This window comes from Streptomyces sp. NPDC055078 (genome assembly GCF_053607985.1).
Map to the genome: position 1 here is coordinate 1 of NZ_JBSGUP010000505.1, position 6,000 is coordinate 6,000.

Annotated in this window: 6 protein-coding genes; 1 reads left to right on the forward strand and 5 read right to left on the reverse strand. The window is 68.9% G+C overall.

The window, feature by feature from the left end:
* The coding region (locus tag ACWF94_RS30525) for a phosphoribosyltransferase domain-containing protein (RefSeq protein WP_453495655.1) at nucleotides 1-836 on the reverse strand (836 nt) is incomplete at its 3' end.
* Nucleotides 833-1,999 carry an HpcH/HpaI aldolase/citrate lyase family protein gene (locus ACWF94_RS30530; RefSeq protein ID WP_453495658.1) on the reverse strand — a complete coding sequence of 389 codons (1,167 nt, stop codon included), beginning with the start codon at nucleotides 1,997-1,999 and terminating at the stop codon, nucleotides 833-835. The genes ACWF94_RS30530 and ACWF94_RS30525, both read right to left, overlap by 4 nt.
* Before the next feature lie 273 nt (nucleotides 2,000-2,272).
* Here ACWF94_RS30530 and ACWF94_RS30535 point away from each other — a divergent pair, with 273 nt between their 5' ends.
* A complete protein-coding gene (locus ACWF94_RS30535) occupies nucleotides 2,273-3,076 on the forward strand; it encodes a TerD family protein (protein WP_453495661.1) in 804 nt (267 codons plus the stop codon).
* A 50-nt stretch (nucleotides 3,077-3,126) separates the two neighbouring features.
* On the opposite strand, the gene ACWF94_RS30540 is transcribed toward ACWF94_RS30535, so the two are convergent.
* The 3 genes from ACWF94_RS30540 to ACWF94_RS30550 form a co-directional block, all read right to left on the reverse strand.
* Entirely contained in the window at nucleotides 3,127-3,864 is a 738-nt protein-coding gene (locus tag ACWF94_RS30540; protein WP_453495664.1) for a TerD family protein, read from the reverse strand.
* A 258-nt stretch (nucleotides 3,865-4,122) separates the two neighbouring features.
* Complete coding sequence (locus tag ACWF94_RS30545) at nucleotides 4,123-5,259, reverse strand: DUF475 domain-containing protein (RefSeq protein WP_453495667.1); 1,137 nt, start codon at nucleotides 5,257-5,259, stop codon at nucleotides 4,123-4,125.
* A gap of 93 nt (nucleotides 5,260-5,352) precedes the next feature.
* The gene (locus tag ACWF94_RS30550) at nucleotides 5,353-5,928 is read right to left on the reverse strand and encodes a TerD family protein (RefSeq protein WP_453495670.1); all 576 of its coding nucleotides are present in this window, start codon (nucleotides 5,926-5,928) and stop codon (nucleotides 5,353-5,355) included.
* Nucleotides 5,929-6,000 lie beyond the last annotated feature (72 nt).

Consider the following 6,000-nt stretch of genomic DNA (forward strand, 5'->3'; position numbering starts at 1 on the left):
AGGGCCTTGTCGAGGCGCTGGAAGATGCCGTCCCAGCCGGTGAGCGGGGCGAGCGGGCGCGGCGGCGCCAGGGCGGCGGACCCGACCGGTGCGGGCGCGGGCGTACCGGCCGTGGCCTCGTGCTCCGCCACCAGCGCGCGCCCCTTCTCCAGGACGCCGTCCGGCAGGCGGACCGTCCCCGACACCAGGGCCAGCAGATCGACCCGGGCGCCGGTCTCGGCGGCGAAGGCCGTGAGGCGGCCACGGTCGGCCGGGGAGCGCATATCGACCAGGGCGACGATCACATAGCGGTCGCGCGGGTAGCGCCGATGCAGGTCGCGGATGGTGTTGAGGACGGTGTTGCCGGTGGAGAACTCGTCGTCCACCAGGATCAGCGGGCCGCCGTCCGCCAGCAGCCGGGGGTCCTCGGGGAGCAGCAGGTGCGAGGTGGCGTGGGAGTGGGACTCCTCGAAGCCGCCGGCGCGGGGCACGCCGGGGACGGGGCGGCGGGTGGAGTGGAGGTAGGGCGCGAGCGCCACCCCGTCCGCCACCGAGTGGCCGAGGCCGGTCGCGGTCTCCGCGTAGCCGAGGACGACCGCGCGGGCCGCCTCCCGGTCCCCGAGGAGGGCCCGCACCCGCTCGCCGAGGCCGTGGCCCGCCCCGTACACCACCGAGGGCGACTGGGGGACATGCTTGCCCAGCACGTTCGACACCAGCAGATGGGCCCGCTTGGGGTTACGGCGCAGGGCGAGGCCCAGCAGCTCGGGCAGCCGCTCGTCGCCGTCGAGCGTGATGCCCAGGCGGCTCGCGACCCATGTTCCGGACCAGACCACGGAGGCGGTCTCCTTCGTCGTCATTCGGCGGAGAGCCCGGCCGTGAGCAGTTCCACGAAACCGATCTCTTCCCTGGCCACCCCGAAGACCTCCGCGCGCAGCAGGGTGCGCTCGGCCCAGGCCCGGTGCGGTTTCACTTCGTTCATCTTGTTCGTGTACGAGGATCGCATCACGCCGCCGCCGTCCCGCTCGGGGCGCAGGATGTCCTGGGCGTCGCTGAACTCCTCGTGACTGACGACGGACAGCGCGTGCACGGGCAGGACGTGCGAGGGGTGGATACAGGTCTTGCCGGTCAGTCCGTTCGCCCGGTCCAGGTCGATCTCGCGCAGCAGGCCGTCGAGGTCGTGCTCGATGAGGGAGGTGCGCACGTCCTCGGCGCTGCCCTCCAGGAAGGGGCTCCGGCGAAGCTGCGGTTTGAACATGCGCTCCTGGAGGCGGAAGTACTCCCAGACGGGGCCGGTGACCGTGAAGCCGGTGCCGTCGGCGCGGCCGAGGACATTGACCACGTCGGCGATGACCGCGGCGACGATCTGGACGTCGTAGGCGGTCATGTCGGGCGAGCGGCGCAGGCCGTACGCCGAGCAGAAGTCCGTGACCCCCAGCCGGAGCGCCAGGACCCGGTCGCGGTACTTGTCGACGGTACGGGCGATGCCGGCGAGGGTGTCGCGGCGTGTCTCCAGATGGAGCAGCTCGGGTGATTCCAGGACGGGCATCGCGAAGAGCCGCTGTCCGGTGCCCGCCTCGGCGGCGGTGAGCGCTTCGAGGAAGGGGACTCCCCGCTCCTCGGTGAATTTGGGAAGAACGAATCCGGACAGTCTGCGGACGGAGTCGCCGAGCCGGTGCGCGAGATCGGGGATCTGTCCGGGCTCGCGGACGCGGACGAAGAGCAGCGGGGTGTCCTCGCCCCGCGCCTCCAGCTCGGCGAACTGGCGGACCAGGTTCTCCTCGGCGGCCGGCACGGCGGCGTCCTCGATGGAATCCTCCAGGCACAGGACCATGGACACCACTCCGTGGCCGACCTGCTTGAGCACATCGTCAGCGAGCCTGGGCCGGGTGGCGGGGCTGTAGAGGGTGGCGCCGAGCGCCGCGGCGAGCGTACGGGCCGGGGAGCCGGCGGTGAAGTCGCCGGGCTCCCGGTGGAACAGCCGCTCACGGACGGCGGGCGGAAGCTGCCCGAAATGACGCATTTTGTTCCCCCGTGACACTTGGCGGCCTGCCCGACTGACGTGGCCGGTAATAGTACGTTCGGAAGGGTGACGAGAGTTCCCACGCACCATGAACTCCAGGTGACTCGCCTGCACCATGCATGTATTCCGGCCGGGTGACCAGGGACTTCACGTGATTCTTCCCCCTCGGGGAATGACCCGCGCACGCGGAACCACCCGCCGCGGACCACCGGCGCCGGACGGCGCGGCGGCCGGGCGCCCCCGCATTGTCCGGGAACCCTCCGAGGGGGCAGGATGACCGGCATGACGCACGCGATGGTGAAGGGCTCGAACGTCCCTCTCGACGCCACGGCGGTACGCGCCGTGCTGCGCTGGACACCGGGTGCCGGTGTCCCCGACGTGGACGCCTCGGCCCTGCTCCTCGGCCCCGACGCCCGGGTGCGTTCCGACGAGGACTTCGTCTTCTACAACCAGCCGCGCCATCCCTCGGGGCTGGTGCGCCGGCTGCCGAAGAAGCGGGTCGCCGAACATCTGACGGACACCGTCGAGGCGGATCTCGCCGCCCTGGACGCCTCCGTCGACCAGGTGGTACTCGCCGCCTCCTCCGACGGCGACACCTTCCAGCATGTACGGGATCTGCGGATCCTGCTCTACGACGCGTCCTCGGCCGGCGGCGAGCCGCTGGCCGTCTTCGATGTGCGGCCGGACACCGGCGAGGAGACCGCGATCATCTGCGGTGAGCTGTACCGGCGCGGGGACGGCTGGAAGTTCCGGGCGGTCGGGCAGGGCTATCCGACGGGGCTGGTGGGGCTGGCGACGGAGTTCGGCATCTCGGTGGACGAGAACGACGCCGCGCAGAGCGAGCCGCCCACCGGGACACCACAGGTCCCGCCCGCCGGGACACCGCACGCCCCGCCCACCGGACCGCCCGCGTACGGATATCCGCAGCACGCGCCCGCGCAGCCCGCGTACGGGTATCCGCAGCCGTCCTCGGCGCCGGGCGGGCCGGGGTACGGCTATCCGCAGCCCGCCGCGGCCTTCGTGCCCGATACCGCTTTCCGGCTGCCGCCGATGGGCCCCCAGTTCGTCCGCCCCTGAGCGGGGCGGGCGGGGGCTTGCCGTGCGGTGGTGCGGAGACCCGTGCCGGCCTAGACGCGGCTCTTGTAACCGCGGCCCCACTGGAGGCCCCAGCCGTACAGTCGGTCCAGCTCCGCCTGGAATCCGTAGACGAATTTCACTTCACGGCGGACGACCAGTTCGTCCTTGACGTTCTCCAGGGAGAAGACGGCGCAGGAGCGGGCCTGGGGGGCGCGCTCGTCCAGTTCGATCTCGACCCGGGGGCCGCTGCTGGGGTAGAGCGTCACATGCGCGTGCGTACGGTCGAACGCCGGGGTCTGGTCGTAGATGTAGACGAAGAACAGCAGTCGCTTGATCTCGGAGTGGTGGTCCAGATTGACGTAGATCGTCTCACCGGAGCCCGAGCCGAAGCGGTCGTCGCCGCTGAGCCTGACGTACGGCGGCTCGTTGGTGGAGCCGAAGAAGGCGCCCAGCGGCTGCACCACGCCCTTGCTGCCGTCGGTCAGCTCGTAGAGACAGCCGAGGTCGAGGTCGACATTGACCACGCCCTGGGTGTGCGCCTGGACCACCTCGGGCTTGAAGAGCTGGAGGGGGTGCCGCAACAGCCGGCCGCTCTGCCGGGAGCGGCCCTCGATGTCGGAGGTGCGCATCCGCCAGGAGAGATTGACGCGCAGATGGCCGGTGGCCGCGCCCTGCTTGGTGAGCGACACCGCGGGGCGCCGCTTCGTCAGTGAGATGGAGTTCGTCGCGGCACTGCCCGAGTCGAACTGATCCGACCTGCCCCGCCACAGACTGTCCCAGAAGGCCATGTGCCACCCCCAGTCGTATCGATGGTCCGTATCGACGGATCGATGGACCCCGCTTCGGCGGAACCCACCGGGTGGGACTCCGCTGTGCGCCGCTCCGTGCCCCGCTCCCCTGGAAACGCGTGGGGTCCATGAACCCCCTGGAACGCGTGGGGTCCATGAACCCCCTGGAACGCGCGGGGTCCGTGAACCCCGCGGGGCGGCACCGGGGTCCCTGCCCCGAAGCCGCCCCGCTGAGAGCGTTCCTCATTCCGCCGCCGGTCACACCCCCGCTTCCGAGTGTGGCCGGGCTTTTTCCCCGTCGGCGGCTGCGATGGCCCGGTTCCGCCTGACGGAGGACCAGAAGGACCAGGCGATCAGGATGACCCCGACGGAGCCGGTGATCAGCTCGGGGATCTCGTAGCGGATGCTGACCAGCAGGATCATCGCGAGCGCGCCGATCGCGTAGTGCGCTCCGTGCTCCAGATAGACGTACTCGTCCAGGGTGCCCTGGCGGACCAGATAGACCGTGAGCGACCGGACGTACATCGCGCCGACGCCGAGGCCGAGCGCCATGAGAACGATGTCGTTGGTGACCGCGAAGGCACCGATGACACCGTCGAAGGAGAACGACGCGTCGAGGACCTCCAGATAGAGGAACATGAAGAAGGCGGCCTTGCCCGCGAGGGCGACGCCGGTGACCTTCTTGCCGCTCTTCCTGGCCACCTCCTCGGCCTCGTGCTCGCGCTCCTCCTCCTCTTCGAGCTTGTTCTCGAAGAAGCCCGAGAGACCGCCGACGACGAGATAGGTGATCAGACCGGCGACACCGGAGAGCAGGACGGTCTCCGCCTTGTCGGCGTGCCCGCCGCCGTGCTGGTGGGCACTGGTGGCGAAGGTCGTCGCGCTGATCATCAGGATGATCAGCGCGATGCAGACGGAGAGCATGTCGACTTTGCCGAGCTTGGCGAGCGGACGCTCCAGCCAGCCGAGCCACTTGATGTCCCGGTCCTCGAAGATGAAGTCGAGGAAGATCATGAGCAGGAACATGCCACCGAACGCGGCGATCGACGGATGGGCGTCGGTCACCAGTTCCTGGTACTTGTCCTTGTCACTGAGTGCCAGGTCGACGGCCTCGATGGGGCCGAGCTGGGCACTGACCGCGACGATGACGACAGGGAAGACCAGCCGCATGCCGAAGACGGCGATGAGGATGCCGATGGTGAGGAAGATCTTCTGCCAGAAGGCATTCATCTTCTTCAGGATTCCGGCGTTGACCACCGCGTTGTCGAACGACAGCGAGATTTCGAGGATTGACAGGATCGCGACGATCCCGAACCCGGTCCACCCTCCGTAAAGGAATCCGGCGACCAGGCCGAGCGCGGTGACCGCGAACGACCAGCCGAAGGTTTTCAGAACCACTGGTACCCAATCGTGTAGAAGGGGGTCGCCCCGGGCGAAGCTCGGGGGAGGGCCCCCGCGCCAGAGACTACTTCCCCCGCTCTGTGCGCCGCTTTACGAAACATTGACCCCGAAGTCTAGAGCGATGCCCCGCAGACCCGATGCGTACCCCTGCCCTACGGCGCGGAACTTCCACTCTCCGCCGTATCGATACAGCTCTCCGAAGATCATCGCGGTCTCCGTCGAAGCGTCCTCACTCAGGTCGTAGCGGGCGAGCTCCTGGCCGTTCGCCTGGTTGACCACGCGGATGAAGGCGTTGCTGACCTGGCCGAACGACTGGCCGCGGCTGTCCGCGTCATGAATGGAGACGGGAAATATAATCTTGTCGACATTCATCGGGACCTGGCCCAGATCGACGATCAGCGACTCGTCGTCGCCGTCGCCCTCCCCCGTGAGATTGTCACCGGTGTGCTCGACGGAGCCCTCGGGACTCTTGAGGTTGTTGTAGAAGATGAAGTACTCGTCCCCGAGGACGCGCCCGCCGTTGCAGAGCAGGGCGCTCGCGTCGAGGTCGAAATCGGCTCCGGTGGTGGAGCGCGCGTCCCAGCCGAGTCCGATCAGCACCTGAGTGAGGTTCGGTGCGGCCTTGGAGAGGGAGACATTGCCTCCCTTGGCGAGTGTGACGCCCATGTTCTGGTCCTCCCCAGCTGACGATGTGGTTGCTCAGGCATGCTCAGGCACGTCCGGCGCCGCACTCAAAAG